We start from the raw sequence: 25983 nt of genomic DNA, 5'->3' as shown, positions 1-25983 counted from the left end.
CTTTGCTTTAGTTCGATACCAAACTAGGCCCACGCTGGAATAATTGCTGTTATCTACTTATGGAGATGCCGTTTGAACATTACAGATTTACCTTTTGGGGTCACAGATTGGTCTGAAGTTAAGCCGACGGAGCATTCCGGAGAAAGTGGCGTTGCTTATTGGAAGACCCAAAATTTTGGGGATATTCGGGTGCGTATGGTTGAATATAGCCCTGGTTATCTGGCGGATCATTGGTGTGCTAAAGGCCACATATTGCTCTGCCTTGAAGGTGAACTTCATACTGAACTCGACGATGGACGCTGCTTTGTTCTCACGCCTGGATCGAGCTACCAGGTTGCCGATAATGCCGAACTGCATCGCTCATCGACAAAGCAAGGAGCTAAATTGTTTGTCGTTGATTAGTAGCATAGGCCTGAGGAAGCACGGCGATGGCGGCTCAGATGAATGTCCAGGCTAATACTCTCGTAACCTTATTTCCCTGCTTCATCTCTATTTCTCGTATATCAACGGCACCGAGCTTACTAATCAACTTCTTGGCAGGCTTAACATGGTCAGCTTTTGAAATCAGGCTAGTAAACCAGCGGCATTGCGTTGAATACACCTTGCTTTCTCTTATGAGCTTTTTAAGAAACAGCTGTTCGCCCCCCTTACACCAAAGCTCAGCTTCCAACCCGCCAAAATTCAAAGTGGGGGATTTGGTTTTTACCTTTTGCTCACCGCGACTACGAGCGAGGTTATTGAGTTTAAGCCGGCTACCTTTAAGAGCTTCATCAAGCGAGGCATGGAAAGGTGGGTTGCATACGCTGACGTCAAAGAATTCCCCAGCTTGAATGATCCCCTCAAAAATGTGATTTTTATCGTGCTGTGTGCGCAGCGTGAAGCGTTCTTTGAGTGTGGGGTTGTTGGCAATAATCGTGGCTACGTTTTCAAGCGATTGAGGGTTAATGTCGCTGCCAACACACTGCCAGCGGTAAATTTGGCAGGCTAGTATTGGGTAGATTCCATTTGCTCCCGTGCCGATATCGAGCAGCTTAATACTGCGCTGTTCTAGCCCAGGCCCAACTTCCAGCAAGTCAGCCATGTAATGGATATAGTCAGCTCTGCCTGGGATTGGCGGGCAAAGCGCGCCCTCTGGAATATCCCAGTCGACAATATTGTAGTGCCGGTTTAATAACGCAGCGTTGAGAGTTTTGACTGCCAATGGATCTGCGAAATCGATGGAAAGGTCGCCATGCACGTTCGGTTTTACATGGGAGGCTAGCGCTGGATGGCTTGTTACGAGAGCCGGGAAGTCATAGCCTTGGTTATGTTGATTTCTCGGGTGTAGGCCTTTGCGAACAGGTCTAGCTTGGCTTTTTTCACTTCGATGGGGGATGCTCACAGTAATACGCCCGAGGCTTAGAGTTCGATAGTAGGATGGGTCTGGCTTAGCCAGTGATTATAATCTTAATGGCTGTGACGTGCATGCTCGGCAGTTCGGGGGTAGCGATTACCCGCTAATCTTCTCTCGTACCATTTCATATAGTTCTTTACTAACTGGAAGACTCAATGAACCCTGTTATTCAAGAAGAAATATCCGGCTGTGGGATTGCTGCATGCGCCGCGCTTGCGGGCATTACTTATGCGCAGGCCAAAGCGACAGCCAATGCTTTGGGTATTTATGCCGAAGACACCGCGCTTTGGTCAGATACCGAGTATGTCCGTAAGTTGTTGTGTACTTTGGGTATCACGGCTGCGCCAACAGAGACGCCATTCGAGGCTTGGGCGACGCTTCCAGATAAGGCGTTGTTGGCGATCAAGTGGCGCACGGAGCAGGGCCGGCCTTTCTGGCACTGGGTGGTGTTTGTTAGAACTGAACGGGATACTGTCGTTCTGGATTCCAAGAAAGCCTTGAAAACCAATATCCGTCGAGACTTTGGGCGTATCAAACCCAAGTGGTTCATTGGTGTAGATTAAGACGTAAGAGCTGCTATTGAGGGTTACTTTAAGAGCTATTTTAAGAACTATTTTAAGGGCTATGAACCAGCGTTTGGCTCTTGCTGGGTTCTGGCATTCTGCTCTGCCTGATCGAGCAGCACAGGGCCGCTACCTGAGTTAGCCAGTTTGTCGTCGGGGTTATAGAGCGGGCAGCTAGTCATGCTGAGGCAGCCACAGCCGATACACCCCGCTAGGTTATCGCGCAGTTTTTGCAGGTAAGCAATTCGTCCATCCAGCATCTGCTGCCAGTTTTTTGAAAGCTGCTGCCAGTCTTCAACCGTTGGCGTGCGGTTATTCGGTAATGATTCAAAAGCCTGCTTTATTTCCTCCAGACTGACGCCAACTCTCTGCGCTGCTTTTATCACCGAAATTCGCCTTAGCACTTCTGGTTTATAACGCCGCTGATTGCCTGCATTACGCCAGCTGTGGATCAGCCCTTGCTGCTCGTAAAAGTGCAGAGTGCTTACTTTAATGCCGCAGCGCTTGGCAACCTTACCAACACTCCAAATTGCTTCTGCCATCACTCACCTCATATTTTTGCCATTTTTTTTCCACAAACCACTTTACCTCAACTTAGGTTGAGGTTTTACCCTTGCATCTCACATAGCGCAAGGAGTCTCGTATGTACTTAGAGCACGTTAATCTGGTGGTTACTGATATGGATGCCATGCTGGATTTTTACCGGGCAGTTTTTCCACATTGGCGGGTGCGGGACGAAGGTCATGGCGAATGGTATGGCAAACCGCGTAAATGGGTGCACTTTGGTGACGATGAAAATTACTTGGCGTTAAGCGATCACGGCGAAGGGGAGAACCGCGATTTGAAAGGTCACTACGTTGGGCTGGCTCATTTTGCATATGTGGTCGATAACCTTGATGCCGTTGTCGCTAGGCTCAATAAAGAGGGCTACGCCATCGCCAAACATGGCGCTATAGAGCCGTTTCGAAAAAATGTCTATTTTGTCGATCCGGCTGGTTTTGAAGTGGAGTTTGTCGAGTACCTAAGCGATATCCCTGCCGAGCGTAATCTAAACCGCGATGCTCAGCAATCAGTGGAGCGGCAACAGAACGGGGGCGTGTGATGAAGGTTGCCGTTGTATTTCATTCTGCTTTGGGCAGTACTAAGCAACTAGCCCAGGCTGTCGCTGTTGGAGCGGCAGCCCAGCCTGAAGTTAATGCTATTCAAATAGAAATCGTTGGCGCAGATATCGTAGAAGGGCGTTTTTGTAACACCGAGCTGCTGCAGCAATTAGGAAAGGCCGATGCCTTAGTCTTTGGCTCTCCGACTTATATGGGCTGCGTGTCAGCCCAGTTTAAAGCCTTTAGTGACGCCACGAGTGAACTCTGGACCAAACAGTTATGGGCAAACAAGATTGCCGCTGGTTTTACTATTGGGGCTAACTTAAGCGGTGATCAGTTGAATACCCTTCAGTACATGCAAGTGTTTGCGAACCAGCATGGCATGCTATGGGTAGGTCTGGATATCCCAGGCAACTACGATCCAGGTATGCGTAACCGGCTGGGAGCACAATCTGGGCTTATTGCTCATTCAACAGACGGCGTGCTAGATGAAACAGACTTACTAGCCGCACGTTATTTAGGACAGCGGGTGGCGCAAGTCAGCAAGAAGTTTGCGGCATAAAGATTGTTAACTTGGGGGTGCAGCAGGTGTTATTGCGACAGAACGCCCTTGCGGATGAGTTACGCTTACCACGCAATAAAACACTGGCTAATTCAATCAATGGCTAAATCGAAGCGCGGGGTAGCGCAGGAGGAGGAATGAGTCATAAATAGCCCAAGAATAGCGAATAAAAACAAGCTATTGTATGCTCATCTGACCATCAATAAGGAACGTTTAGATGATTCGCAAATACCGAGAAACGGATATTGACCAGATTCTGGAGATCTGGCTTTCAGCATCGATTAAAGCGCACGCTTTTGTTGAAGCGGATTTTTGGGCGTCAAAGGTTACCGAAATGCGTGATGTTTATATCCCTGCCTCGGAAACTTTTGTGTTTGAATCTGAGAACCAGATAGCTGGCTTCTACAGTTTATACGGAAATACACTGGCTGCCGTTTTTGTGTCGCCAAGCTTGCAGGGGCGAGGTGTGGGAGCCGCTATGCTTGATGATGCCAAGAGCCGAAGGGAGTGCTTGCAACTAACGGTTTACCGGGAAAATACTCCCAGTATCAACTTTTATAAAAAGCAGGGATTTATTTCATTAGGTGAGCAAGTTGATGAACAAACTGGCCACCCAGAGTTAGTCATGGAATATTATTGCTAGCGCGGTGGCGTCGGTCTGGGCCGCTGGATGCAGAGTATTATAGGAGTGTTGAATGAAAGGTGAGTGTCTCTGCGGAGAGGTTAAGTTCAGCGTTAAAGGAGAACTACCAAATTTTTATCAATGCCACTGCTCTTTGTGTCGGAAAACGACTGGTTCCTCAGCGAATGCCGCTACGTTTGTCAGCGAGGAGTGCTTCGAGTGGATTTCTGGACAAGCCAATATTCGCTCTTTTCAGAAGCCAACGGGCTATCGGAATGACTTTTGCGCCGCCTGTGGCAGCTCAGTGCCCAATAAACTAAGAGACACTGAGCTTGTCTGGATCCCCGCTGGACTGCTCGATGACGAGACGGGATCATGCGTCGCAGTGCATCTACATGTGAACTCATCGGCGGCATGGGAGCGAGTGTCGTGCAATAGTGTTCGGTTAGGTGAAGGCCCCGATAGCTTAAAGTCGCTTCACGCAGCATTACAGCGCATAAGCTGATGAATACACAGTTTTATTTCCGGTAATTAGAATAAAGCGCCATGATAAGGGGTTGCGATGGATCATGAAGTGCTGATCAAGCAATGGATAATGAGTGATCCTGATCGCATGGCGGCGCTGACTACCGCAGCTGCGCAGAAGCTGCCGGGTTGGTGTCTCGCTGCAGGGTTCGTTAGAAACTTAGTGTGGGACAAGCTGCATGGCTTTGTAGCGAGTACGCGATTGAACGACATTGATTTAATTTACTTCGACTCGGACGATGTGGGTGATTCTCGTGATCGTGAGATTGAGCGAAGGTTAATGGGCGTTTCAACCTTACCCTGGTCAGTAAAGAATCAAGCAAGAATGCACGCGCGCAATGGCGATTATCCGTATACGTCAACCGAAGATGCTATGAGTTTCTGGGTAGAAGTAGAAACTGCTGTAGGCGCTGCGTTGGATGATCGCGGAGAGCTAATAATTATGGCTCCTTTTGGCGTTAAGTCACTGTTTAACTATACCATTACATTAAATCCAAAACGGCCAAAGCGAACAGACTTTGACGCTCGGGTATACAATAAGCGGTGGCTTCAAACGTGGCCAAAGTTGGTAGTAAGTGTTTAACACCAGCTAATTTAATGAGTGTTGAACTGTGCGCGGTGTAACGCATGGCGAGGAGTGGTGGCTTTATTGTTAACTGTTGGCAAATAGCAGGCTTAGATTCTAAGGACGTCCTCAAATGAACATTGGCATCTATATCTATGACCAAGCAGAAGTACTCGACTTCTCGGGTCCCTTTGAAGTTTTTACCACGGCCAGTCGCGTTAGTGATGAAGACGAGCCGTTTTCAGTATTTTTAATTGCTGAAAAAGACGGCCCAGTAACTGCCCGGGCGGGCTACCAGGTGCTGCCAAATGCCAGCATCGATAATCACCCGCCCATTGATGTATTGATTGTTGTCGGTGGTGTGCACACGGGTGAAATGGCAAACGAAAAGGTAAAGGCCTGGATTGCACATCAAGCAGCCATAGTGCAGCAGGTAGCCACAGTGTGTACCGGCATCTTCTTAGTTGCTAATGCACAGCCTAGCCTGAAAGGCAGAGTAACTACTCACTGGGATGACCAAGGTGATTTAAAAGCTCAGTTTCCGCTGCTTGATGTGGTGGATGACGTGCGCTGGGTAGACGATGGCGGTGTCATTAGTTCAGGTGGCATCTCTGCGGGAATCGATATGTGCTTACACTTGGTCGCCAAGTTACGCAGCACCGAGCTTGCGGAGAAAACAGCGCGACAAATGGAATATCGCTGGAATCGTTAGGATTACGCTTTCTGCAGCCAGGTCACAGTGATTGCCACCAGGATATTATTGCAACTTGTGGTGGTGCTATTTTTTACTCAATCCCGTGCTAGTTAGAGCATGGAAAAAGCTTGTAACCGATTTAGGAATGACTGTAATGGACTCTTTTCAAGAGGGAACCGGTGACTACTTAGTACTGGTTCATGGGGCGCTCACCGATGGCGCTATGTGGCTTCCTCATATTGAATACCTGAAAGCTGACTATGAGGTGATTTCTGTTACTTTGAGGCACTTTGGCGAGCCTTGTTCAGGTGGTTTTGGTCTAAATACGCATGCCAATGATTTAGCTGAACTGCTGTCGAACTTGCCTAAAGATAAACCCATTAATATTGTTGGTTGGTCTTACGGGGCGGATGTCATCATTAATATGTTGGTGACACATGATTTAGCGTTGTCTAACGTGTTCCTGTACGAGCCTGGTTATCCAGGCTGTTTACAAGGAGAGAAAATGGAGGTTTGGCAGTCGGATGCCAGCGCCATGTTTAGTCCGGTTTTTGAAAATTTTCATGCTGGAAATATGCAATTAGCGGTTGAGCGCTTAATTGACGGTTCAGGCAATAGAGAAGGGTATTTTTCTACTCAGGACGAAAGTATCCAAGCGCTGCAGATATCTAAAGCGTACACGTTAACCCATCAACTGAATCAACAAGAGCAACCAGCCATAAACGCTGAGTTGGTCTCCAAAATCAGTGCTCCAATCGTTATAGGTTATGGGGCGGAAACGCGTGATATGTTTAGACTTATTGCTCAACAAACCGCTCATTTGTTAGCCAACTCTGTGATTAACGAAGTTGCTGGCGAGGGGCATATGTTACCCCAAGAAAGTCCCGAAAAGTTCTCTACGCACATTAAGTTGGCACTTGGTCATGGTTTGTAAATTACGGAGATGTTGATGAAGTGTTCTGTTTATATAGCAACAAGTGCTGACGGATATATTGCGACCGCAGACGGTGGCGTTGACTGGCTTCATACCGCTGGCAACTTAGAGGCAGATATGCGTGAGAACCCCGATATGGGCTTTCAGAGCTTTATTGACTCCGTTGATTGTATGGTGATGGGGCGTAAGTGCATGGACGTTATCTCGGGGATGAATTTAGCGCCTGACCAATGGCCCTATGGTGACCTTCATATCGTTGTGCTTAGTCATTCAGTCAGCGAACCTCCTGAAAACTTGCAAGGCAAAGTGGAAATGTACGCTGGTGAGATTCAAGACTTAATGGCTGAGCTGGCAAGTAAAGGATTTAAACATGCCTATATAGATGGCGGTTCAACCATAACTTCGTTTCTCAATCTTGGGCTAATTGATGAAATGACCATCACAAAAGCACCTATTCTTTTAGGTGGCGGTATCGATCTGTTTGGAAGCCTTAACCAACAGATTAGGCTTGAAGAGGCCGAAGCGATCGCATTCCCAAACAATTTTATTCAAACGAAGTACAAGGTAAGCTGATTTTCAGCGCTGCCTAAGCAGTACCGCAGCAACAGCGGCTTTGGGCATCGTGCACAAGGAGAAAACGGTGCAAATTTGTGAAACGCAGCGTCTGGTTATACGAACGCTGTCCTTAAACGATGTTCCCGAATTGACCAAGATCCTCAGTGATCCTGACGTCATGAAGCACTCGATCCGAGGCGTTTGTGATGCAGCCGCAACGCGGCGATTTATCGATTGGTGTTTGGAGCGCTATTTATCTCACCGTATTGGGCCGTGGGCTTTGGTTGAGAAGGGAGCCGATAAGCTTATTGGCTTTTGCGGTGTTAGCCCCGAAGAGGTTAATGGTGTAGAAGAAATTGGGCTAGGTTATCGGCTGGCTAAACAATACTGGGGCATGGGCTTGGCGACTGAAGCAGTGCAAGCGGTACTCAGTGTGGCATTCAGTCAAAAGCAACTTGCTTCCGTGGTCGCTGTTATTGAGCCTGATAATGGTGCATCACTCAAAGTCGCAGAGAAGGCAGGGTTTAGTCAGTTTGATACGATCGAATTCTACGCTCGCCCAGTGAGGTTGTACCGACTAACGCTGCAGCAGTGGTGCTCTTTACACTGCACTATTGCGAACTCGCCAAGTGCTTGATGGCTCTACTGGATGCTGAAAGCGAATGCGCTAGCGACATTGATATTGCGTAGAGGGCATTGCCTTCTAGAGCCGCTAGGTAGTTGACAACCCAGCGGCTACATCAAGGTTAGCTGTTGGCTCAACTAGACGTGCTTTTTACCCATATTTCTAATACTCATTGCGTAAATAATAAACATGATGAGTGAGCCCATCACAAAACACCATACGCCTACGGTTGCATAAATAGCGCCTGACGGTAGGAATAAAAGACTGCCAAAGAAAAAACATAGACTGGATAAGAGACCCAGAAAGTTGGGAAGTCGTTGACGCTGTTTCGTCACACTGTTCATTCCATTCACCCATCTCAAGTTTTATTGTCAGGTATCCAAGATGGCTTAGATACGAATGTCCGGGGCAAACTGAAAGCCCACCGATATCCGATTCCAGCTGTTGATTTGCACAATAATCGCAGTTAGATCAACTAGCCCCTGCTCACCAAAGGCAGTTAATGCGTTTTGATAGGTGTCGTCGCTGATGGAGGGCTGTTGACTGATGAGTGTGAGTGCTTCAGCCCAGGCGAGTGCGGCACGTTCTTGTGTGCTAAAGCAGGAAGCTTCCCGCCAGGCCGGTAACACGTCTAGGCGAACTTGATGCTCGCCGTCGTCTCTGGCCTCTTGAGAATGCATGTGCTGGCAAAAGCAGCAGTGGTTTATTTGCGAAACACGCAGGTTGACTAAGTGAACAATGGTGCGATTAAGCGTTGAATCTTCCGCAACGTTGCCTAATGCAATCAGGTTTTTAGCTAGGCGTGGGACAAGGCGATACACAGACTGCTGAGAGAGACGAGTCGACATATGGATGACCTCAATGCGTAAGTTGAGGGCTCAGCTTAACGTCGAGGCTTTTTTACGCCTTGTAAATTTGCGACAGTTTACGCTTGCGATAGGCGGCGGGCGTTTCATAGGCGAGTGATTGAAAGGCATGAGTGAAGTGAGCTTGGTCATAGTAGCCGCATTGCAGCGCTATTTCCGCTAGGGGCAGCGTGGTTTCAAGTAGCCTATGACGGGCGCGGTCTAGTCGGGCATAGGCGACTAATTGGCCTGGCGTAACGCCCACCTCGCGCTTTAATTTGCGTTCCAGGGTTCGCCTAGTCACCCCTAGTGTGGCACCTAACTGTTGAGGGGGATGCTTTAGTTCCCCAATCGCTTGAACAATCCTGAGGGTGCGGCTATTGACCAGTGACTGGCTCTTTAGCCGGTGTAACAACCATGTTTCTAACAGGCGTAAACCCTGCTGTGCGTCCAGGCGGTAGAGGTGCTCCGCCACGGACATTAACCCTTGTAACGCCGGTGTTTCAAGTTCGTTATCTAAGCGCTGCGGTTTATCTGCGAATGCTTCGGGTAGTAAGCCTAACAGGCAGTGAACGCCTGTTGCTTTAAAGCGAATCCCCAGACAGGGAGTTTGGGCGTCGAGTGTTTCTATTAGCGTTCGCCTGTTAAAACAGAGCGTAATGATGGGGTGAGAACTAGCTAGCTTGATACTGAGACTAGCGCCAGCATCGGGATAAAATTTTTCGGTTTTGGGGTCAGTAACATCCCCTGAGCCTCCCATTGACCAAAGACACTGTACCCACGGGGCTAAACGCTTATCAGGTAGGCGATGCCGAAAATTGAGGTAGTTAGCGTGGCTTGGCAGGATAAGATCGGTCATGGGGTCAACCCGCAATATGTTTTCCTAATGGTAGCTCGTATTGGCTTAATCCAGCAGCTTTTGAGAACTGGCGCGGCGCCATACACTCGGTGGTACTTTCTCATGGCGAGCCCAGATACGCCTTAGCTGCCGCTCATCACCGAAACCGGATGCTTCGGCCACCCTTGCCAGCGTCCATGGCGTCTCGGTCATTAACGTTTTAGCGCGTTGCAGGCGCAACCCGATAATGTAGTCTCCCACCAGCATGCCGGTGAGACTTTTGAATCGGCGCCGGAAATGGCGCTCACTCATAGCTGCTTGAGTCGCTAATGTTTCAATACGCCAGGTTTGCGAGGGGGCGGCACATATTGCATCTTGAACGCGATGCAGCCGTTCATCCACATGATTGCGGCCCTCAAGCCAAGCTCCCAGCTGAGGCTCCTGGCCGCTGCGGCGAAGGTATAGCACCATCTCTCGCGCTACCGCTAGCGCCAATGAATGACCGCAAGCGCGGGTTAGCCAGTACAGCATGGTATCTATACCGGTTGAAATCCCAGCGCTGGTTAAATAGCGGCCATCTTCAATAAAAATACAATCGCTTTGCACCTTGGCCTTAGGCGCTTTAGCCTGTAACTGCTCGATTAATGTGTGATGCGTCGTGCAGCGTCGCCCCTCCAGCAAGCCTGCGTCAGCCAGTAATAGCGTGCCGGAGCAAACCGTCATCAGTGTGTCCGCATAGCATGCGTTTGCCTTAAGCCAACTAACACACTCTTGCTGCGCCAATGGCTCAACACTATTGCGATACTGTCCTGGAATTAGCAGTAGCTGTTGAGGCGGCAGCTGTTCGGGTAACGGGTCAATGCCACTAAGCGTCAGCGGCCCTAACCACGGCATAGCGGTTTTTGGGCCGACATAGCAAACCTCAACATCGATTGATAGCCGGTCGGCACATTGTAAGACTTGAAGAGGCCCGACCAAGTCAAGCGGCACTTGGCCAGGCATCATCAATACCGCAATCCGCAGGGTGTTGGCTCTTTGGGAGAGCGGTTGACTGTTTTGTTGCTCTTTACTCACGCGTGTTTTGCCACTCATTGATCAAGTCTTGTGTACTGATAATACGCGCAAAACGGTCTTCAAGTACCAGTTCGGTACGTGCCTTAATATCATCGGCTGACCATGTAATGCCGTTACGCGTCATAGGGAACGTCAGCGTTGCATCGCTGACAAAATCAACGCTAAAACCTAAATCTGATGCTATCCGGGTGGTTGTCTCGCAGCACTGTTCTGTACGAATACCGCTAATCGCAAGTTGCGTAATGCCGCGTTCGCGTAACCAATTTTCAAGCTCAGTATCGCTGAATGCATTATGAACACGTTTATGGAAGGTCACTGCCGCTTCATCGTCAAAACCATCAAGCGGGCGAATTAGGCCATTAGCGGGGTCAAAAGCGCCTTGGCTACCAGGCTCTTCATGAAAAACGCGCACAACAGGTATGTTATTTGACTGCGCCGCATCTAGCATCGCCCGCTGCTTGGGGCGCCATGCTTGCGCTAGTGATTCTACCCAATAGTCGCGGGCGGGAAAGGACGCTTGAACGTCAATTAATAGCAGTGCGGTTTTAGGCTGAGTCATGGCTAATCTCATCGTGTTGAAGTGAGGCTACAGATTAGCTACTCCCATCTCAGCTAACGATACCTTGCGCGGTCTAAAAGCGGTCAATTTCGGCCACATAGCATTCATGGGCGACGGCAAACTAAGGCGGTGAAGCGACGATTATGCGCACGGCTAAAAAACGGCAGTCTTAATGTAATATTAAGGCATTTCCATTTAAGCTAATTATTCTTTTCCGCGTAGTCGGCCGCCATGAAAATATTAATCATTGAAGATGACCGGGACTTGGCACTGGCTATTTCCGAGTACCTGGAATTGCACCGTGTCGAATGCGACTTTGCCTATACTGGGGCCAGCGGTATTACTCTGGCATCCCAGCAGCATTATGACGGTTTGGTCCTGGATAACATGCTGCCGAAGGTGCAGGGCATCGATGTTTGTCGGCAATTGAGGGCTAATGGTGTTGATACGCCGATACTAATGCTGACCGCTTGCGATATGGAAGGCGATCAAATGGAGGGGTTTAATGCCGGTGTCGATGACTATGTCATCAAGCCTTGCACGATGCCGCTACTCTTGGCTCGACTGAATGCGCTGTACCGTCGTCGCCATCCCGAGCGTGAATGTATACGGATTGCTGATCTTAGGATCTATCCAAAAGAGCACCGGGCCATTCGTGCTGATCAGGAGCTGAAACTGACGCCGACCAGCTGGAAAATTCTGTTATTGCTTGCCCGTCGATCGCCCGCTGTGGTTTCGAGAAACGAAATTGTGGAGCATGTCTGGCCAGGTGAGGAGGTGGAGGAGGGAACCGTCAACGTGCACTTACACCAACTGCGTAAAGTGGTTGATAAACCTTTTGAACAGCTCCTTATTCATACCCATGTCGGGGTTGGGCTGTCGCTGTTTGTGGAGACGCGCTGATGTCTTCCAATCCGGTTCGTAGTTTAGCCGCCCAGTCTCGACAGCACTTGCTGTATTTGGCCATTGCCATCTTTATTGGGCAGATTGCGCTGGTCACTATTTTCAGCTTTTATCAGGTGGGTCAGGCGGCTAAGTATTATATGCATCTTGATGCGATTAAGCTGCAGCAGGCGGCCAATAACAACCCCGACTTTGTACTGCCGCAGCGAGGTGACGTGAGTGCCTACCGGGAGTGGGATGATATTCCCCTAGAGATCCGGCAGCTATTTTCTAGCAGTAAAACTCAACCCCGGGAGCCGCTGGAAATAGAGCGGGTTAATGAGCAGGGTATTCGTGAATACGGTTATTTGCTCTATTCGCAGGTTCAGTCACAAGGGCGGTCTCAAGAGCGGTCTCAAGAACAGCAGGCCGGTGGCCTTTACCTGTTGGAGTTTGAAGAGGCCGACAAGATTGATGCCTTGGCCGAAGCTATTTTCAAGCAGGCATTGATCGAGGCTAGCCTGGTGACTGGAGTATTTAGCCTGGTGCTATTTTTGGTTATCTCCTGGCTATTTAAGAGCGCCGTGAAGCCTCTAGCGCTACTCGTGGAGTGGTCAAGTCGGGTTAAGCAGCATCCAGGCAGTGAAATTGATGTTCAGTTCTCAATCAGTGAACTCAACCAAATTGCCAATCAACTGCTGTCGACACTACAACAGGTAAGAGAATACAACGAACGTGAGCAGCAGTTTTTGCGCCATGCTAGTCACGAGTTGAGAACCCCCCTCGCGATTATTCAGGCCTCCCTGGATACGTTAGGAGTGAGAACGGCTCCTGAGGATCCTAATTTCCCTTCTCTGTTGCGGGCTAGTCGCGCCTGCGCCAATATGATTTTGTTGTCGGAAGCCCTTTTGTGGCTGGCACGCCCATCCTCCAGACCTATTGGAAAGTCCATCGTCTGGCCAGGCGCATTGTGTAGCGAACTGTTGGTGGATATGCAGTACTTAGTTGAGAATAAAAATATTCAGGTGTCGCTTAACGATCAGGCCAGCAGTATCAACATTGAACATGATCTGTTTCGCATTGTACTAGCCAACTTGATCCGTAATGCTTTCCAGCACACCAGTAGTGGGACGATTACCCTAGTGATTACAGATAACTCGTTGGTTATTTCAAACCCCGTAGATGCTGCTGGCAAATCTGAAACGGTTAGCTTCGGATTAGGCCTGCAGTTGGTTGAGCGTATAGCCAACCGGCTTGATTGGCAGTTTGAGTTCGTACTTGACTACCCGAGGGCTTGCGTAACCCTACGCTGGTAATTATCGCCATTACCACCTAACTATCTTAAGACCCGCTTAATACCCTCTGTCTGACAATCGACTCCGCAAACATCAGCCTCTCACTTCACCTTGAGTTACTGATTCAAAACGGAGTCAACCCAATGAAGATTCGTTCTCTCATTCCCCTGGCGACGGCTATTCTGGCCACCTATTCACCCTGGTCCTTCAGCCAGGAACAAGAAAGCGCCGACACCTTTGCTATCGGGCTTATTGCCTACACGGAACCGTCCCTTTACGTGGGCGGTAAGGACAATGCAGGTCTGCTGCCCTATATCGAGTGGGAGTCGGACAACTGGTTCTTTCGTGACTATTCACTGGGTAGCTATCTAGCGGGAGGAGACAATTGGGCCTTGTCCGCGGCGATTAGTTATGACGCCTTCGGCGATGTTGAGCGGGGTAACAGTCCTGAGCTCAAGGATATGAAGAAACTCGACGACATCTACACTGCCGCGGTGAGTGTCGACTGGTTTGGTTCACTGGGTTACCTGACATTAGGCTACCGGCAGGATATCTCCGGCAACCATAAGGGAGGCTCGGCCGTAATTGGCTACGGTTATCCCCTTGAGTTTCAGCAATGGCGTATTGAGCCGCATGTTTCACTGACCTACGCGGGCAGTCAGGTAGCACGCTACTACGTTGGGGTTGATGCTGATGATGCGAAGGTGGGGCGTCCTGCATACCGTCCTGAAGGTGCCTATCAATATCAGGCCGGTATTAGCCTATCCCGTTCGTTTGGCGAATCCCACCGGCTGTTGATTGACTTTAGCCAGCGCCGTTTTTCCGACGAGGTTCACGATAGTCCTATCGTCGATAATGATCATCTGTGGTCTATCAGCGCAGGCTATCTCTATGCGTTTTAGAAGGCTGCTCAACAGCCGCGTTCTGGCCTTATTTCTGGCAATAGGCATCCTGTTAGCTGTCACTGGGCTGCTTGCTGAGGTTGAGAGCCCTAGTGGGGTTGAGCAACGCAACCAGGCACCGCTTCCGCCACTCGTCAGCGTAGAGCAAGTCAGCCGTGGTGAGCAGCCTGTGCAGATTGAAGCCTATACCGAGGTGACGTCACGTTGGACAGTCGAACTGAAAGCGCAAGTCAGTGGTGCTGTTGTTAGGGTGCATGACCGCGCTTTGGCTGGCAGTCGCGTTAGTGAGGGAGAGCCACTGGTGGTCATTGACGATACCCGCTATCAGGCAGAACGGGCTGATGCCGAGCGTTTGCTCCGTGAGGCGGAGCTGGAGCAGGAGCGGGCGGGGTACGCTACCCAGGTGGCCAGGCGGCAGTTTGCAAGCGCCAGAGAACAACCGCCCAATGATTTGGCTCTGCACCTTCCTCAACGCCATATTGCCGATGCTGCGGTTGAAGCTGCCAGAGCCCGTGTTGATATGGCGCAGCGGGAGCTCGACCAAACGGTGGTACGAGCGCCCTATAGCGGCTTTATTGTCGAGCGCTATGTCAGCCCCGGGCAAATGCTAATGGCAGGTGATCCGGTCGCTCGGCTGATAGGTGATGCTCACTATGAGCTGGCTGCCAGTATCAGTAAGAGCGACTGGCAACGGCTTGATCATCCTATCCAGGGGCAAAAAGTAGTGCTCTACAACGACCTGGGCCAGCCCATTGGCGAGGCAGACATACGTGAGGGCGGTGGCTATCTTGATGCTACAACACGCCACTATATCGTGCATCTCGATCTCCAAAGTGCCGAGACTGCTGTTCTGGCAGGCGACTTCGTTAAAGCTAGCTTTCAAGGCCGCATAGAGGAAAACACCCTCAGCATCCCAGCATCGGCACTGACGGTCGATGGCTCGATCTGGTGGGTTGAAGAGGGCAGCAGTACCCTGGCTCGTAGCGTGGTCGATGTGTTGTCCCACCGCGATGACCGCGTGCTGGTAAGAGCGCCGTCCGATAACGATCAATGGCAAATCGTTGCTGTCCCGCTGTCCTCCTATCTACCGGGGCAGCGTGTACGGACAACCATCGGTGAGGCTTGGTGATGCACGTACTGACCGCTTGGTTTATCCGTAATCCGGTTGCCGCTAATCTACTGATGGCCTTTATCCTGATAGTGGGCCTAGTCACACTGAACAACATGCGTATAGAGGGCTTTCCCCGCGTCGAGCCGGATAGCATTACTATTACTACCGTGTTTCCTGGCGCACCTCCCAACAAGGTCGATGCCCTGGTCAGCCAGAAAATTGAAACGGCTTTAGAGGGCTTGGAAGGGGTTCGCAGCCTTTCAGCGGTCTCCAGCGATGGCCTTTCTACAATTACGCTTAGACGAGCCAGTGGGCAAAGCCTTGATAGGCTGCTGGATAAGGTGCGGTTGCGAATGGATAGCGGGATCGAGTTACCCGCCAGGGCCGAAAGGCCGCAAATCGACGCCAGCGCCTTTGATTATCCGGCGCTCTATATCAACGTTTACGGTGATGCTGAGCAGGCTACCCTACATGAGCTTGCCAAGCGGTTAAGGTGGGCGCTCCTGGCCCAGCCTGAACTATCCAGATTGAATGTCTGGGGACTGCATAAACAGGAGCTGCGCATTGAAGTCGACAGCCGGAAGTTACGCCAGCTAAACCTGACCGTGCCCGACGTGATGGAACGTATTCGTGCCAGTTCGCTCGAATTTCAGGCTGGTTCCCTGAGAACTAGCGCGGGTCGAATCTATATCAGAACCGATGGTGACGCTGAGTATGCGCCCGAATTCGGGGCCATTCCCATCGTCAAGGAGCATAACGGCGATCAAGTATTACTACGGGACATCGCCGCTATCCAGGATACAACAGTCGAGGGTGACTATCGGTTTCGGTTTAATGGTCAGCCCACTTCGGGCATGGAAATATTAGTGGGTCAGCGTGAAAATCTGCTGCGTATTTCCGACGTTACTCATGATGTGCTGCATGACTTTCGCCGCCAATTGCCCCAGGGAGTTGAGGTGGTTGCGTGGGGGGATAGCGCTGACTACATCGCCGACCGTCTGGCCCTGTTAACCAAAAATGGTCTGCAAGGTTTAGTGCTGGTTGTGCTAATCCTAGCCCTGTTTCTTGATGTGAAACTCGCCTTTTGGGTGGCCATGGGCATTCCTGTCTCGGTATTGGGTGCTATCGCCGTGTCTGGTACTGGTTGGATGGATTACTCGCTGAATGATATCACCACGTTCGGTTTCATTCTGGCGTTGGGTATCCTGGTTGATGACGCCGTGGTCGTCGGGGAAAGCGTATTCGAGCAACGCCGTCTCAATAATAATCCCATCGCCGCTACTGAGGCTGGAGTGGCCAGGGTGTCGGTGGCCACCGTTTTCGGCGTGCTAACCACCATTGCCGCTTTTTTCCCGCTGCTTATCCTCGATAATCCCTTAGGTAAAGTGCTAGCGAGTTTTTCGGGGGTGGTCATTCTCGCGCTGCTGTTTTCACTGTTGGAAAGTAAGTTCATTTTACCTGTTCATCTTGCCGGCATTGATATGGGCAAGACCCCACGGTGGATACTGGCTCGTCTCTGGCTGCCGGTGCAACTGGGCGCCCAAGCTGTGTTGTTTTTCCTACGCGACCGCTGCTACGTGCCTCTGCTCACGTTGGCTGTCCGCCACCGCTATGCCGTGCTCATTCTTTTTATCAGCGTCGCGGTATTCGTCTTGGGACTAACCATGAAAGGGCTGGTGAAAAGCGTGTTCTTTCCAGAGGTGCCCGGCCAGGTTGTCAGCATAACGCTGGAGATGGACCCTGGTGCGCCGTTTGAGCTGACTCGCGCCAATGTTGAGCGTATCCGCCGCGAAGGGGACGCTGTCAATGCGCTATTGCAACAGCAATATGGTCTGGATCAAGCCCCAGTGCGAACTATCTTTGAAGCGATTAGCAGTGCTGAATCCGCCAGTCTTTATGCGGAGTTAACGCCGGTGGCTGAGCGTCCAGGGATCGATATCCAAGACGTTATTCAACGCTGGCGCGAGCAGGTTGGCCTGCTTGAAGGAAGCCTTGAATTACACTTTACGGGCTCTGAAGAGGTGGGTGGCGGTTTTCAGATTAAATTGACCAGTGGCGACCAGGCGACGTTGGTTGCGGCTGGCAGCGTGCTCAAGGATTACCTGGGTAGTATTGATGGGGTGCATAACCCTCGTGACTCGATGGCTGGGGCACAGAGCGAACTTATGGTCACGCTTAAACCCACCGCCGAGAGCCTGGGATTTGATCAACAGACCCTCGCGATGCAGGTGGGGTCTGCTTTCGGCGGCGCTGAGGTGCAGAAAGTTCAGCGTGATAACACTGAGCTAACGGTCCTGGTGCAATATGTTATCGAGCAACGCAATACAATGGATGACCTATTGCAATCCCACGTCCGCAACCACCAAGGCCAGTGGTTTTTGCTCGCTGACATTGCCGACGTTGAGCGGGTTCTCAAGCCCAAGGCGCTTTACAGGGAAAACAACAACTGGGTCAATCTGGTTTCGGCAACCATCGATCGTAACATGGTTGCCCCTGAGGAGGTGGCACGGGCCGTGTTGAGCCAACTTGTGCCACAGCTCCAGCAGCAGTACCCGGACTTGGCGGTTCGTCCTGGCGGCGAGCTGGAAGAAATGGGTGAACTGCAGGGTGGTCTAAAGAAAGCGCTATTAATCGCTATGGTACTGATCTACGTGCTCATGGCGGTGCCGCTAAAATCCTACTGGCAACCCTTTATTATCCTGGCAATTATCCCGTTCGGTTTTGTTGGCGCCATTCTCGGCCACCTGTATCTCGACCTAACTCTGTCGTTGCTATCGATGTTCGGCATGTTAGCCCTGGCCGGCGTGGTCGTGAACGATAGTCTGGTGATGCTGAGCCGCCACAACGAGCTTGTGGCCGACGGCATGGCTCCCAATGACGCTATTCAGGCTGCGGCCACGAGCCGGTTTCGGGCGATTTTTCTCACCACGACCACTACGGTGATTGGTTTGCTGCCGCTGCTCTCAGAAAGCTCCGAACAAGCCCAATACCTGAAGCCTGCTGCGGCCTCGCTAGCCTTTGGCGAGCTATTCTCCACCGTTCTAATGCTGTTCCTGGTACCTGTGCTAATCGCTATTACCCAGGATCTGAAACGATCTCGCCAGGTCGCTCCGTCAATCAAACCGCCCAAGGAACCCGCATGCCACTCTTCTCAGTAAGCACTAACAACACAAGCACTAAGAACACAAGTGCTAAGAACACAAGTGCTAAGAACACAAGTGATAGGCGAGCACGTACTAGGCGTATTGCTGTTGTCTTGCTACTGCTATGCCTGGGCTTAGGGGCCATTTTTATTATCGCTGACGAAGATTCCTTGGTGCGTAGGGAGATCAGCTTCGTTCACGCTGGTAACACCCTGCAAGGCGTATTGGTACTGCCAAGCTCGACGGCTATGCCTGATTCATGCGTAGTTTTTGTTCACGGCTCCGGCGATATGCCGCGCGATGCTTATGGCTACTACGAACCCCTGTGGCGTCTGTTTGCGGAGCAAGGATGGTGCTCGCTGTCCTGGGACAAACCCGGGGTGGGTGAGTCCGAAGGCGATTGGCGACTGCAGTCAATGGCAGATCGGGCCGATGAAGTTGCAGAGGCTATTGAGTTTCTGCATACACACGTTGGCCTGGGGGAGAGGCAAACTGGCCTGATTGGGTTTAGTCAGGCAGGCTGGGTGCTGCCCAAGGTCGCTAACTTGCGCGATGATATTACCTTCCTGATCTCGGTGTCGGGTGCGGTCAATTGGCTGGATCAATCGCGTTATTCTGGACATCAACGTATGATCGCAGAAGGCCTGACAGAGCAGGAGATCAAGGCGGAAGAGTATGCCGCTGAACAGGTCAACGCATTAATACAGCGCAATGCACCCTATACAACTTATCTGGAGCATATCGAAGGTGAGGTAGACGTTGAGCCAATGAGCGAAGCTTTCTGGGGCTTCGCGAAACGCAACTGGCAAGCCGATGTGCGTAGCGACCTGGAGGCTATCAGGGTACCTATGTTGGCACTCTTTGGTTCCCGTGATGCTTATGTCGACCCGGTTTCCAGCGCGACTGCCTATCGCCAACTGCTGGAGCGTTCAGCCGCACCGTTCTTCGAAGTTCACCGCGTCGACGACGCTGACCATAGCCTGATGAAGTCAGATCAGCTGAAACCTGACCATCAAGGCATGGATGCTTGGCTGAAACTATTCAAAATCTGGTTTCTTGGCGACGCTATTTTTGCCGACGGTGTGCTCGACAGCCTAACCAGCTGGCTGAATAGGTTCCCCAAGGCGGGCACCCAGCCCACATCCGAAGGTAGCTAGCCGAATGCAGCCGCAGGGTATCGTAAAATGCTGGCTAGGCTGAATCTGCTAACGTCAACACCATGGTGGTTGACCCGCTAAAGCCGATTAGCCATTTCAAATAGGGAAAGTCGTCGTGTTTTGTGGCCACAAACCCCTTGGATTCGTACAGCTTCTTTGCTCTAGGGTTGCTATCGATTACGTCTAAACGCACTGTCTTGAAACCGTTATCCACTGCGTGTGCAATAATGCTATCTAGGAGTCTGGAGCCTATGCCTTGCCCTCGGAACCGGCTATCGACAGCAATCCCATCCATCACTAATTCTCGAGCTTTTGGCTTGCGCTCGAACAGGCTGAATACTAGGCATGCCCAAAGCCCTTTTATTAAGCCAAGCTCGCCTATCAGCTGTTTCATACCGATGCCGCCCGTTAGCGAACCATTGGCCTGCTGAAACCCGGCTAGCCCAATGACCTCATCTTCAAAGTTGGCAGTAAAAGAGAACTCAGGGACGAAACAGTGGGAGAGCAACTTGATGCGTTGTGCCTTGTCAGGTATTGCGCTAGCAAACTTAGCGCCGAACGCTTCCTCGTAAAGCCTCGCGACAGAGCCTGCTTTCTCAAGATTAAAGCCTTCCTGTATCAGAAAATTCATTGGCGGAATCCTGGGTTCAAAGAGCTGTTGTCGAGTGAAGATCCACAGTAGATAGCAACTAGAGGTGTGTACCTCTTGGAAAACGTCACAAGGCAGTAAAAAGCCACCTTGCTGATATCGAAAACGGCAAAATGATCACCCGATGATGCGCTATCAAAGGCTATAATAGCGTGATTATGGTGGAATACCGCTACCGTGACTTTTAACTATCGAGCTGGCATCCATAGTTTTTATCGAAGATACCTAGATAGGTCGGCTTGTTGGTTGATTTTGATGTTTTTTAATGAAAAAAAGGTGGCTGGTAATGATTAACACCAAAATATATAAAGCGGTTTATGAGCTAGCTGAGCGGCTAATGAAAGCCGCGGCTAAAGATGACAGAGCGGCATTTGATTCGCTCTATGCTGAGTTGCAGGCGATTTGTACCGACAACGAAAACACCGATAAAGATCACCCGGAGCAGTGGGAAACCTTGGCTGACTTTACCGAAGAGTTAGAGGATGCACTGCCGATTTACCAAAAGGCGCTTGAGAAAGCCATGGCTAAGAACTCGAAAGACCATATGGCCTCTATCGGTTTTTCCATGGCAACGTTGCAAGTACAGTTAGGTCAAACGGATGACGCTATCGAAAGATTGCAACATGCCAAAGCCAGCGCCGATGGCATTGAAGATGACGAGCTGAAAACAGAAATTGATCAGCTGCTTGAAACGCTAACGACCCACTAGGAAGCCTATTTTGACCAATAATGATATTTTTCGCCGCATCCGCTACACCTTTGATTTAAAAGACGGCACCATCGTGAATATCTTCTCACTGGCTGACGTCAGTGTGAGTCAGGCGCAGGTGACGGCGTGGCTGAAAAAAGACGAAGATGATGCTTTTGTCACGATGAAAAATAGAGAGTTGGCGGCGTTTCTGAATGGCTTTATCAGCTTTAAACGTGGCAAGCGTGAAGGCCCGCAGCCGGTGCCTGAAGCACAACTAAACAATAATATGGTATTCCAGAAGCTGCGTATTGCACTGAATTTAAAAGCAGACGATATCTTGGCAGTGTTTGAGCAGGTGGGCTTACCGCTGAGCCAGCATGAACTCAGCGCCTTTTTCCGTAAGCCAAGCCATAAAAATTACCGTGAGTGTAAAGATCAAATGCTGCGTAATTTCTTACTCGGTATTCAGCGCCAGCTACGGCCTGACTCGAACGACGCAGGTTCTGAGTCTTAAGTACAGTGCTTTACACCACGCTTTATGCCACACGGTAACGGTAGGAGGGGTAGCAAAAGGCCTCTCTGCCTTATCGGTGCTAACGCTTCACGCAGACGAAAATCGCATTGCCTGAAAGATTATCCCAAGGGGTAATGGTCTGGTAGTTGTGCTCAAATACATGCACCTCGAAATAAGGCGCCAGTAGGGTGGTTAATTCCGCAAAGCTGACCGCTACCATCGGATGTTCGTCGTTCCAGACCTGCGTGGCGCCTGCGCTGGTTTTTTCAATACTCAGCCTAAGCGATTGCTTTTCGCCGTGCCCACCGTAGTGCCAACCCGAGCGGAACGTGAAGACATTGTCATCTTGTCTGGCGCTGTGTTTAACGCATAAGTCGTTATTGATTTTGTTTTTATCGACCACGTTAAAATAGAAAACGCCGCCCTGTGTTAGTGCGCGATGGGCGCTGGAAATACACCCTTTTAGCTTTTCAATCCCATCGTTGTAGTGGATCGAGTACAAAAAGCAGGTGATCAAATCGAGGGCATCGCTAGCTTCGAACGCACTCATATCTTGCCGTGAAAAAAGCGCTTCTGGGCAACGCTTGGCGGCGATATCCAGCATGGGTTGGTTAATATCAAGACCACTGCTGAGATAACCAAAATCAATAAAATGGCGGACATGGGGCCCCGTGCCACAGGCTAAATCAAGATGCGTGTGCCCGCCGTTGCCGAAAATCTGATGGAGTCGACGAATGGCGTTGCTTTGCGCTTGGTAGTCGATATCGACGCACATCAAATCGTAGTAACCAGATAGGTCGGTATAGAGTGCGTTGGCGGACAGATTGGCGGACATAGTAGCCTAATGGTGGGCGCTAAAATATTGGGGTGGCGCATAGTAAACGAGCGCGCAATGTTTTAGAAGCGGGGACAAGGCGACACCCGCTTTTTTTCAAAAAGCGGGAGAAAATACGGGTTAATTGGGTTTATTTAACAGGGTTACTGCCGCCATTTTGCTCAGCTAGCTGCTTAGCTTGCGTGTACCCTGTTAGCGCTAGATAGTCACGATTGCTATCGATAGCGCCGTCATTACCAGCTTTAAAGAAAGTTTTTTCCAGCATTGCCTCTCTGGCTTCCATAAGTGTTTGCGCCATCTGCATGTGTTCGCTGACAATCTTGCAGCCGAGCTCAATGTCTCCCTTACGCAACGCTTCTAGTAACTGGCGTTGATAATCATAGCCTTGGCGGCGTAACTCAGGGTTGGGCTGGGCATAGATTCGCTGACAGACGGTCATATTCATCAGCAGGCGTACTGGAAAGCGGCACATCAAGGCCAACAGAGGATTAGGGCAATAATCAATCAGAACTAAATGGAACTCCAACTCCTTCAATCGCTGCTCGCGCTCTTCTTCTAGCGATGTTGGCGGATGGTCATAAAAGGTCATTACTGATGCCAGCCGGTCAAAAGCATCCGTATCGAGCACACCTTCAAGACTCTTTACCAGGGCTGGCCAGAGCGCTTTACGCGCTTCATAGATGTCGTGAATAGTGGGTGAGTGAAAGAAAAAATAGTTACCCAGCAACGTCATTGCTCGATCATCGCTGACTTCGCTAATAAAGGCACCGCCACCTGGGCCTGTACGCGTTTGAACCAGCCCTTGGGCTTCAAGTCCTTTGAGAGCTTCACGCACCGTGCCTTTGGATGCATCTAGCGCCTGGATCAGTTCTTGTTCCTGCGGAAGTCGATCGCCGGGCTTTAATTGATGTTGCGCAATGTATTCCTTTATCGCCTCACTGATTACGTCGGTACGCTTAGGTTTAGCAGGTTGGCGTGCTTGCTTCATGGTTGTCTCAGCTAACATTGAAAGAGGCTGTTTTAGTGAGAATCATCCCCTTGAAGTGGCGTGATGTCTAGCAAATGTCGCCTCGTATAGAGCTGCGTTAAGCCGCTAGAAGAGCAGCGAGAATAATTTATAATGATAAATTTTAGGCTTCTTAAATTTGCTAATTGAGTAACCCACCATGACCTACAGTTTGATCGCACTGGATAAACAATCTGACACTTTCGGTATCGCATGTGCCACGGGCGGCCCCGCACTGGGCGGTTTTGTTCCCCATTTGCTACCGGGTATTGGTGCCGCTATTACCCAGGGCTTTAGCACCAATGTATTCAGTGCGGAGCAAGGGCTGTATCGCTTAGCCAACGGCGAAAAGGTGGCGGATATTATCAGCAGCCTGCAACAGCAGGACAAAGGCGCTGCGTGGCGACAGGTGGCATTAATGGATCGGCATGGTGTTGCAGCAGGCTGGACAGGCGATGAAAACGTCCCGGTTGCTGAGATGCGCATCAGCGATGGACTGTTGATTGCAGGCAATATGCTGGCCAGTCGAGAGGTTATTCCCGCCATGGAGGCGGCCTATCTTGATACTCGTCGGCGTAAAGACATGGCCAGCGCTTTGATAGCCGCACTGAGTGCTGCTCAGCAGCAGGGCGGGGATCATCGTGGCACGCTCTCAGCGGCTCTAAAAGTACGCGCCCCAGGCGGCTTGCCCTACGACTTGCGTATCGATTATGCCCCCAACGCGATTACGGCACTGAGCGAACTCCATTTACGTATCGAGCAGGATGGTGATTTTCAGTCATTTCTTGCTCGTCTGCCCACCGCTGACAATCCGCATCGTTATTAATCATTACCACGTGATTTAGACATAAGTCTTAAAGTCGAGAACCTCTAACATTTTAACCTTTTATTCTAACTGAGTTTTTTATTTGCCCAGTTGGAATGCTTGCTCGTCCACCTCTTTAAGGGTTTGACAGCATGTTTGACGCTCTCATAGGCTATTTATCATGATAAATAGCCGTGCTGAGCAGCTAGCCAAACAACCACCTTTTGAGGCAACCATGACGTTTTCTTTAACCCAGGCCGGAGAACAGGCGTGGAAGTGGCTCGAAGATGCCGCTAAGTTCAGTGAAACCGACAATATTGGACGCGATGGCGTTACCCGCCGCTGCGCCACCCCTGAACACCGCGCTGTGCTCGATGAACTTGCAACGTGGATGAAAAGCCTGGGCATGTCTGTACGCATGGATAACGCCGCGAATCTGATCGGTCGTTATGCCAGTCCAAAAGCCGGTGCCCGTACGCTGTTGCTCGGCTCGCATCAGGACACAGTTCCTAATGGAGGCAAGTACGATGGCATGATGGGCGTTATTTTGCCGCTTGCCTTGGTTAGCTACTTGTATGAAAACGCGATCGAAATGCCCTTTCACATTGATGTGGTGGCGTTTAGCGACGAAGAGGGGACTCGCTTTAGTTCTACCTTGCTTGGCTCTAAAGTGTTGGCGGGTACGTTTAAACCAGAGATGCTTCAAGCCCGCGATAGTCAGGACATAACGCTTGGGCAGGCGCTGGCTGACTTCGGTTGCGACACTCAACGAATCGATGCAGATCGCTATCTACCGGAAGACGTGATTGCTTTTATCGAAACGCATATCGAGCAGGGGCCTCAGCTTGAGCAGGCTGATGTACCGGTAGGGGTGGTAAGTGCAATTACGGGGATCGAGCGCCACGAGATAACGATCAAGGGCATGGCAGGTCACGCCGGAACTGTGCCTATGCACATGCGCCAGGATGCATTGGTGGGGGCTGCCCATGTTATTCAACTGGTCGATACGTTATGCAAAAGCACCGATGAACTCGTCGGTGTCGTGGGTAAGATCGAGAACGCACCTAACGGCGTCAATGTTATCCCTCAGACCACCACCTTGAGCATTGAATTGCGCTCGCCGGATGATGCACTTCGCCGCCAAGCAAGAACTCAGCTGTTAAGCCAAATTGACGCGTCTCTGCAAGCCTTGAATCTTGGCGTTGAGCATCGTCATACCTATGAACAACCTGCTGTTCAATGTGCTCCGCACCTTATCGACACCATGCAGAGTGCGCTCAAGGATGCGCGAATTGAGCCACGGGTACTGTTCAGTGGTGCCGGCCATGATGGGTTAGCCATGGCCGACCTGTGCGACATCGGCATGCTGTTTGTTCGTTGTCGCGGCGGTATTAGCCACCACCCCAGCGAAGCTATCAAGCCTGAGGATCTCGGCGTTGCCATTGAGGTTCTCTTAAACACCTGCCAGCGATTCGCCCAACAGCAATAGCTGGCAGCCTTGTATCGCGACGTTTGTCCAACTAGCTCAACATAAAGCCA

Annotated in this window: 31 protein-coding genes; 21 read left to right on the top strand and 10 right to left on the bottom strand. The window is 50.6% G+C overall.

Annotated elements, in window-relative coordinates; genetic code table 11:
• Window positions 1–72: 72 nt before the first annotated feature.
• Complete coding sequence (locus HVE01_RS10090; protein WP_125747185.1) at window positions 73–402, top strand: DHCW motif cupin fold protein; 330 nt, start codon at window positions 73–75, stop codon at window positions 400–402.
• A gap of 34 nt (window positions 403–436) precedes the next feature.
• On the opposite strand, the gene rlmF is transcribed toward HVE01_RS10090, so the two are convergent.
• The gene (gene rlmF / locus HVE01_RS10085) at window positions 437–1381 is read right to left on the bottom strand and encodes a 23S rRNA (adenine(1618)-N(6))-methyltransferase RlmF (protein ID WP_125747187.1); all 945 of its coding nucleotides are present in this window, start codon (window positions 1379–1381) and stop codon (window positions 437–439) included.
• A gap of 167 nt (window positions 1382–1548) precedes the next feature.
• Between rlmF and HVE01_RS10080 the strand changes: the two genes are divergently transcribed.
• A complete protein-coding gene (locus tag HVE01_RS10080; RefSeq protein WP_146943866.1) occupies window positions 1549–1956 on the top strand; it encodes a hypothetical protein in 408 nt (135 codons plus the stop codon).
• A 59-nt stretch (window positions 1957–2015) separates the two neighbouring features.
• Here the strand turns inward: HVE01_RS10080 and soxR are convergent, their stop codons facing one another.
• Window positions 2016–2498: a redox-sensitive transcriptional activator SoxR gene (gene soxR, locus HVE01_RS10075; RefSeq protein WP_146943864.1), complete on the bottom strand. Its 483-nt coding sequence runs from the start codon at window positions 2496–2498 to the stop codon at window positions 2016–2018.
• A 101-nt stretch (window positions 2499–2599) separates the two neighbouring features.
• On the opposite strand from soxR, the gene HVE01_RS10070 reads away from it, so the two are divergent.
• The 9 genes from HVE01_RS10070 (at window position 2600) to HVE01_RS10030 (ending at window position 8150) form a co-directional block, all read left to right on the top strand.
• A complete protein-coding gene (locus HVE01_RS10070; protein WP_146943862.1) occupies window positions 2600–3058 on the top strand; it encodes a VOC family protein in 459 nt (152 codons plus the stop codon).
• Window positions 3058–3618, top strand: a complete 561-nt coding sequence (locus HVE01_RS10065; RefSeq protein WP_198350392.1) for a flavodoxin family protein — start codon at window positions 3058–3060, stop codon at window positions 3616–3618. The genes HVE01_RS10070 and HVE01_RS10065 overlap by 1 nt, the downstream gene beginning before the upstream one ends.
• Window positions 3619–3835: 217 nt before the next feature.
• Window positions 3836–4261, top strand: a complete 426-nt coding sequence (locus HVE01_RS10060) for an N-acetyltransferase (protein WP_125747197.1) — start codon at window positions 3836–3838, stop codon at window positions 4259–4261.
• A gap of 52 nt (window positions 4262–4313) precedes the next feature.
• Complete coding sequence (locus tag HVE01_RS10055; protein WP_146943858.1) at window positions 4314–4745, top strand: GFA family protein; 432 nt, start codon at window positions 4314–4316, stop codon at window positions 4743–4745.
• Window positions 4746–4802: 57 nt separating this feature from the next.
• Entirely contained in the window at window positions 4803–5348 is a 546-nt protein-coding gene (locus tag HVE01_RS10050; RefSeq protein ID WP_146943856.1) for a nucleotidyltransferase family protein, read from the top strand.
• Between the two features lie 115 nt (window positions 5349–5463).
• Window positions 5464–6042, top strand: a complete 579-nt coding sequence (locus HVE01_RS10045; RefSeq protein WP_146943854.1) for a DJ-1/PfpI family protein — start codon at window positions 5464–5466, stop codon at window positions 6040–6042.
• 136 nt (window positions 6043–6178) lie between these two features.
• Window positions 6179–6958: an alpha/beta fold hydrolase gene (locus tag HVE01_RS10040; RefSeq protein ID WP_125747204.1), complete on the top strand. Its 780-nt coding sequence runs from the start codon at window positions 6179–6181 to the stop codon at window positions 6956–6958.
• A 15-nt stretch (window positions 6959–6973) separates the two neighbouring features.
• Window positions 6974–7531, top strand: coding sequence for a dihydrofolate reductase family protein (locus HVE01_RS10035; RefSeq protein WP_146943852.1), 558 nt, complete (start codon window positions 6974–6976; stop codon window positions 7529–7531).
• A 67-nt stretch (window positions 7532–7598) separates the two neighbouring features.
• Window positions 7599–8150 carry a GNAT family N-acetyltransferase gene (locus tag HVE01_RS10030; protein ID WP_146943850.1) on the top strand — a complete coding sequence of 184 codons (552 nt, stop codon included), beginning with the start codon at window positions 7599–7601 and terminating at the stop codon, window positions 8148–8150.
• 125 nt (window positions 8151–8275) lie between these two features.
• Here the strand turns inward: HVE01_RS10030 and HVE01_RS10025 are convergent, their stop codons facing one another.
• Genes HVE01_RS10025 through HVE01_RS10005 form a run of 5 tightly spaced genes read right to left on the bottom strand, consistent with a single transcriptional unit; the run spans window position 8276 to window position 11454 of the window.
• Window positions 8276–8482, bottom strand: a complete 207-nt coding sequence (locus HVE01_RS10025) for a YrhK family protein (RefSeq protein WP_125747210.1) — start codon at window positions 8480–8482, stop codon at window positions 8276–8278.
• A 45-nt stretch (window positions 8483–8527) separates the two neighbouring features.
• Window positions 8528–8986: a carboxymuconolactone decarboxylase family protein gene (locus HVE01_RS10020; protein WP_146943848.1), complete on the bottom strand. Its 459-nt coding sequence runs from the start codon at window positions 8984–8986 to the stop codon at window positions 8528–8530.
• A 52-nt stretch (window positions 8987–9038) separates the two neighbouring features.
• Window positions 9039–9842 carry a helix-turn-helix domain-containing protein gene (locus tag HVE01_RS10015; RefSeq protein WP_146943846.1) on the bottom strand — a complete coding sequence of 268 codons (804 nt, stop codon included), beginning with the start codon at window positions 9840–9842 and terminating at the stop codon, window positions 9039–9041.
• A gap of 45 nt (window positions 9843–9887) precedes the next feature.
• On the bottom strand, window positions 9888–10913 hold the full coding sequence (locus HVE01_RS10010) for a GlxA family transcriptional regulator (RefSeq protein WP_213017556.1): 1026 nt from the start codon (window positions 10911–10913) through the stop codon (window positions 9888–9890).
• A complete protein-coding gene (locus HVE01_RS10005) occupies window positions 10888–11454 on the bottom strand; it encodes an isochorismatase family protein (RefSeq protein ID WP_125747216.1) in 567 nt (188 codons plus the stop codon). Before HVE01_RS10005 ends, HVE01_RS10010 begins: the two co-directional genes overlap by 26 nt.
• A 231-nt stretch (window positions 11455–11685) precedes the next feature.
• Here HVE01_RS10005 and HVE01_RS10000 point away from each other — a divergent pair, with 231 nt between their 5' ends.
• From HVE01_RS10000 to HVE01_RS09975, 6 genes are all read left to right on the top strand, one after another.
• Window positions 11686–12357 carry a response regulator transcription factor gene (locus HVE01_RS10000; protein WP_125747218.1) on the top strand — a complete coding sequence of 224 codons (672 nt, stop codon included), beginning with the start codon at window positions 11686–11688 and terminating at the stop codon, window positions 12355–12357.
• A complete protein-coding gene (locus tag HVE01_RS09995) occupies window positions 12357–13652 on the top strand; it encodes a sensor histidine kinase (protein ID WP_146943844.1) in 1296 nt (431 codons plus the stop codon). Before HVE01_RS10000 ends, HVE01_RS09995 begins: the two co-directional genes overlap by 1 nt.
• A gap of 122 nt (window positions 13653–13774) precedes the next feature.
• The gene (locus HVE01_RS09990; RefSeq protein WP_089038054.1) at window positions 13775–14533 is read left to right on the top strand and encodes a MipA/OmpV family protein; all 759 of its coding nucleotides are present in this window, start codon (window positions 13775–13777) and stop codon (window positions 14531–14533) included.
• Entirely contained in the window at window positions 14523–15662 is a 1140-nt protein-coding gene (locus HVE01_RS09985) for an efflux RND transporter periplasmic adaptor subunit (RefSeq protein WP_164517075.1), read from the top strand. The genes HVE01_RS09990 and HVE01_RS09985 overlap by 11 nt, the downstream gene beginning before the upstream one ends.
• The gene (locus tag HVE01_RS09980) at window positions 15662–18802 is read left to right on the top strand and encodes an efflux RND transporter permease subunit (protein ID WP_146943842.1); all 3141 of its coding nucleotides are present in this window, start codon (window positions 15662–15664) and stop codon (window positions 18800–18802) included. The genes HVE01_RS09985 and HVE01_RS09980 overlap by 1 nt, the downstream gene beginning before the upstream one ends.
• On the top strand, window positions 18784–19944 hold the full coding sequence (locus tag HVE01_RS09975; RefSeq protein ID WP_146943840.1) for an alpha/beta hydrolase family protein: 1161 nt from the start codon (window positions 18784–18786) through the stop codon (window positions 19942–19944). The genes HVE01_RS09980 and HVE01_RS09975 overlap by 19 nt, the downstream gene beginning before the upstream one ends.
• Before the next feature lie 34 nt (window positions 19945–19978).
• Here HVE01_RS09975 and HVE01_RS09970 read toward each other — a convergent pair whose 3' ends face one another.
• Window positions 19979–20575, bottom strand: a complete 597-nt coding sequence (locus HVE01_RS09970) for a GNAT family N-acetyltransferase (RefSeq protein WP_125747227.1) — start codon at window positions 20573–20575, stop codon at window positions 19979–19981.
• A gap of 304 nt (window positions 20576–20879) precedes the next feature.
• Here HVE01_RS09970 and HVE01_RS09965 point away from each other — a divergent pair, with 304 nt between their 5' ends.
• Window positions 20880–21302 carry a tetratricopeptide repeat protein gene (locus tag HVE01_RS09965; protein WP_125747229.1) on the top strand — a complete coding sequence of 141 codons (423 nt, stop codon included), beginning with the start codon at window positions 20880–20882 and terminating at the stop codon, window positions 21300–21302.
• Window positions 21303–21312: 10 nt separating this feature from the next.
• Complete coding sequence (locus HVE01_RS09960; RefSeq protein ID WP_125747231.1) at window positions 21313–21798, top strand: YehS family protein; 486 nt, start codon at window positions 21313–21315, stop codon at window positions 21796–21798.
• Between the two features lie 79 nt (window positions 21799–21877).
• Here the strand turns inward: HVE01_RS09960 and HVE01_RS09955 are convergent, their stop codons facing one another.
• Window positions 21878–22621, bottom strand: coding sequence for a class I SAM-dependent DNA methyltransferase (locus HVE01_RS09955; protein ID WP_146943999.1), 744 nt, complete (start codon window positions 22619–22621; stop codon window positions 21878–21880).
• A 142-nt stretch (window positions 22622–22763) separates the two neighbouring features.
• Complete coding sequence (locus HVE01_RS09950; protein ID WP_186808832.1) at window positions 22764–23621, bottom strand: FadR/GntR family transcriptional regulator; 858 nt, start codon at window positions 23619–23621, stop codon at window positions 22764–22766.
• A 178-nt stretch (window positions 23622–23799) separates the two neighbouring features.
• Here HVE01_RS09950 and HVE01_RS09945 point away from each other — a divergent pair, with 178 nt between their 5' ends.
• Window positions 23800–24465: a DUF1028 domain-containing protein gene (locus tag HVE01_RS09945; protein ID WP_125747235.1), complete on the top strand. Its 666-nt coding sequence runs from the start codon at window positions 23800–23802 to the stop codon at window positions 24463–24465.
• A gap of 214 nt (window positions 24466–24679) precedes the next feature.
• Complete coding sequence (locus HVE01_RS09940; protein WP_146943836.1) at window positions 24680–25933, top strand: allantoate amidohydrolase; 1254 nt, start codon at window positions 24680–24682, stop codon at window positions 25931–25933.
• Window positions 25934–25983 lie beyond the last annotated feature (50 nt).

Origin of the sequence: Vreelandella venusta, from assembly GCF_007989605.1 — a bacterium.
Classification (GTDB): domain Bacteria; phylum Pseudomonadota; class Gammaproteobacteria; order Pseudomonadales; family Halomonadaceae; genus Vreelandella; species Vreelandella venusta.
Note: the sequence above shows the minus strand (reverse complement) of the source record. Positions and strands in the feature narration are given on the sequence as shown.

What these genes read in the sequence shown, in the direction of transcription:
- HVE01_RS09990 (WP_089038054.1), top strand. Translation starts at nt 13,775, where the DNA reads ATGAAGATTCGTTCTCTCATTCCCCTGGCGACGGCTATTCTGGCCACC.
- HVE01_RS09970 (WP_125747227.1), bottom strand. Translation starts at nt 20,575, where the DNA reads ATGAATTTTCTGATACAGGAAGGCTTTAATCTTGAGAAAGCAGGCTCT.
- HVE01_RS10050 (WP_146943856.1), top strand. Translation starts at nt 4,803, where the DNA reads ATGGATCATGAAGTGCTGATCAAGCAATGGATAATGAGTGATCCTGAT.
- HVE01_RS10080 (WP_146943866.1), top strand. Translation starts at nt 1,549, where the DNA reads ATGAACCCTGTTATTCAAGAAGAAATATCCGGCTGTGGGATTGCTGCA.
- HVE01_RS09985 (WP_164517075.1), top strand. Translation starts at nt 14,523, where the DNA reads ATGCGTTTTAGAAGGCTGCTCAACAGCCGCGTTCTGGCCTTATTTCTG.
- HVE01_RS10005 (WP_125747216.1), bottom strand. Translation starts at nt 11,454, where the DNA reads ATGACTCAGCCTAAAACCGCACTGCTATTAATTGACGTTCAAGCGTCC.
- HVE01_RS10065 (WP_198350392.1), top strand. Translation starts at nt 3,058, where the DNA reads ATGAAGGTTGCCGTTGTATTTCATTCTGCTTTGGGCAGTACTAAGCAA.
- HVE01_RS10045 (WP_146943854.1), top strand. Translation starts at nt 5,464, where the DNA reads ATGAACATTGGCATCTATATCTATGACCAAGCAGAAGTACTCGACTTC.
- HVE01_RS10070 (WP_146943862.1), top strand. Translation starts at nt 2,600, where the DNA reads ATGTACTTAGAGCACGTTAATCTGGTGGTTACTGATATGGATGCCATG.
- HVE01_RS10025 (WP_125747210.1), bottom strand. Translation starts at nt 8,482, where the DNA reads ATGAACAGTGTGACGAAACAGCGTCAACGACTTCCCAACTTTCTGGGT.
- HVE01_RS10000 (WP_125747218.1), top strand. Translation starts at nt 11,686, where the DNA reads ATGAAAATATTAATCATTGAAGATGACCGGGACTTGGCACTGGCTATT.
- HVE01_RS09945 (WP_125747235.1), top strand. Translation starts at nt 23,800, where the DNA reads ATGACCTACAGTTTGATCGCACTGGATAAACAATCTGACACTTTCGGT.
- HVE01_RS09940 (WP_146943836.1), top strand. Translation starts at nt 24,680, where the DNA reads ATGACGTTTTCTTTAACCCAGGCCGGAGAACAGGCGTGGAAGTGGCTC.
- HVE01_RS09980 (WP_146943842.1), top strand. Translation starts at nt 15,662, where the DNA reads ATGCACGTACTGACCGCTTGGTTTATCCGTAATCCGGTTGCCGCTAAT.
- HVE01_RS09995 (WP_146943844.1), top strand. Translation starts at nt 12,357, where the DNA reads ATGTCTTCCAATCCGGTTCGTAGTTTAGCCGCCCAGTCTCGACAGCAC.
- HVE01_RS10055 (WP_146943858.1), top strand. Translation starts at nt 4,314, where the DNA reads ATGAAAGGTGAGTGTCTCTGCGGAGAGGTTAAGTTCAGCGTTAAAGGA.
- HVE01_RS10015 (WP_146943846.1), bottom strand. Translation starts at nt 9,842, where the DNA reads ATGACCGATCTTATCCTGCCAAGCCACGCTAACTACCTCAATTTTCGG.
- soxR (WP_146943864.1), bottom strand. Translation starts at nt 2,498, where the DNA reads ATGGCAGAAGCAATTTGGAGTGTTGGTAAGGTTGCCAAGCGCTGCGGC.
- HVE01_RS09950 (WP_186808832.1), bottom strand. Translation starts at nt 23,621, where the DNA reads ATGAAGCAAGCACGCCAACCTGCTAAACCTAAGCGTACCGACGTAATC.
- HVE01_RS10060 (WP_125747197.1), top strand. Translation starts at nt 3,836, where the DNA reads ATGATTCGCAAATACCGAGAAACGGATATTGACCAGATTCTGGAGATC.
- HVE01_RS09975 (WP_146943840.1), top strand. Translation starts at nt 18,784, where the DNA reads ATGCCACTCTTCTCAGTAAGCACTAACAACACAAGCACTAAGAACACA.
- HVE01_RS10020 (WP_146943848.1), bottom strand. Translation starts at nt 8,986, where the DNA reads ATGTCGACTCGTCTCTCTCAGCAGTCTGTGTATCGCCTTGTCCCACGC.
- HVE01_RS10035 (WP_146943852.1), top strand. Translation starts at nt 6,974, where the DNA reads ATGAAGTGTTCTGTTTATATAGCAACAAGTGCTGACGGATATATTGCG.
- HVE01_RS10010 (WP_213017556.1), bottom strand. Translation starts at nt 10,913, where the DNA reads ATGAGTGGCAAAACACGCGTGAGTAAAGAGCAACAAAACAGTCAACCG.
- HVE01_RS10040 (WP_125747204.1), top strand. Translation starts at nt 6,179, where the DNA reads ATGGACTCTTTTCAAGAGGGAACCGGTGACTACTTAGTACTGGTTCAT.
- HVE01_RS09965 (WP_125747229.1), top strand. Translation starts at nt 20,880, where the DNA reads ATGATTAACACCAAAATATATAAAGCGGTTTATGAGCTAGCTGAGCGG.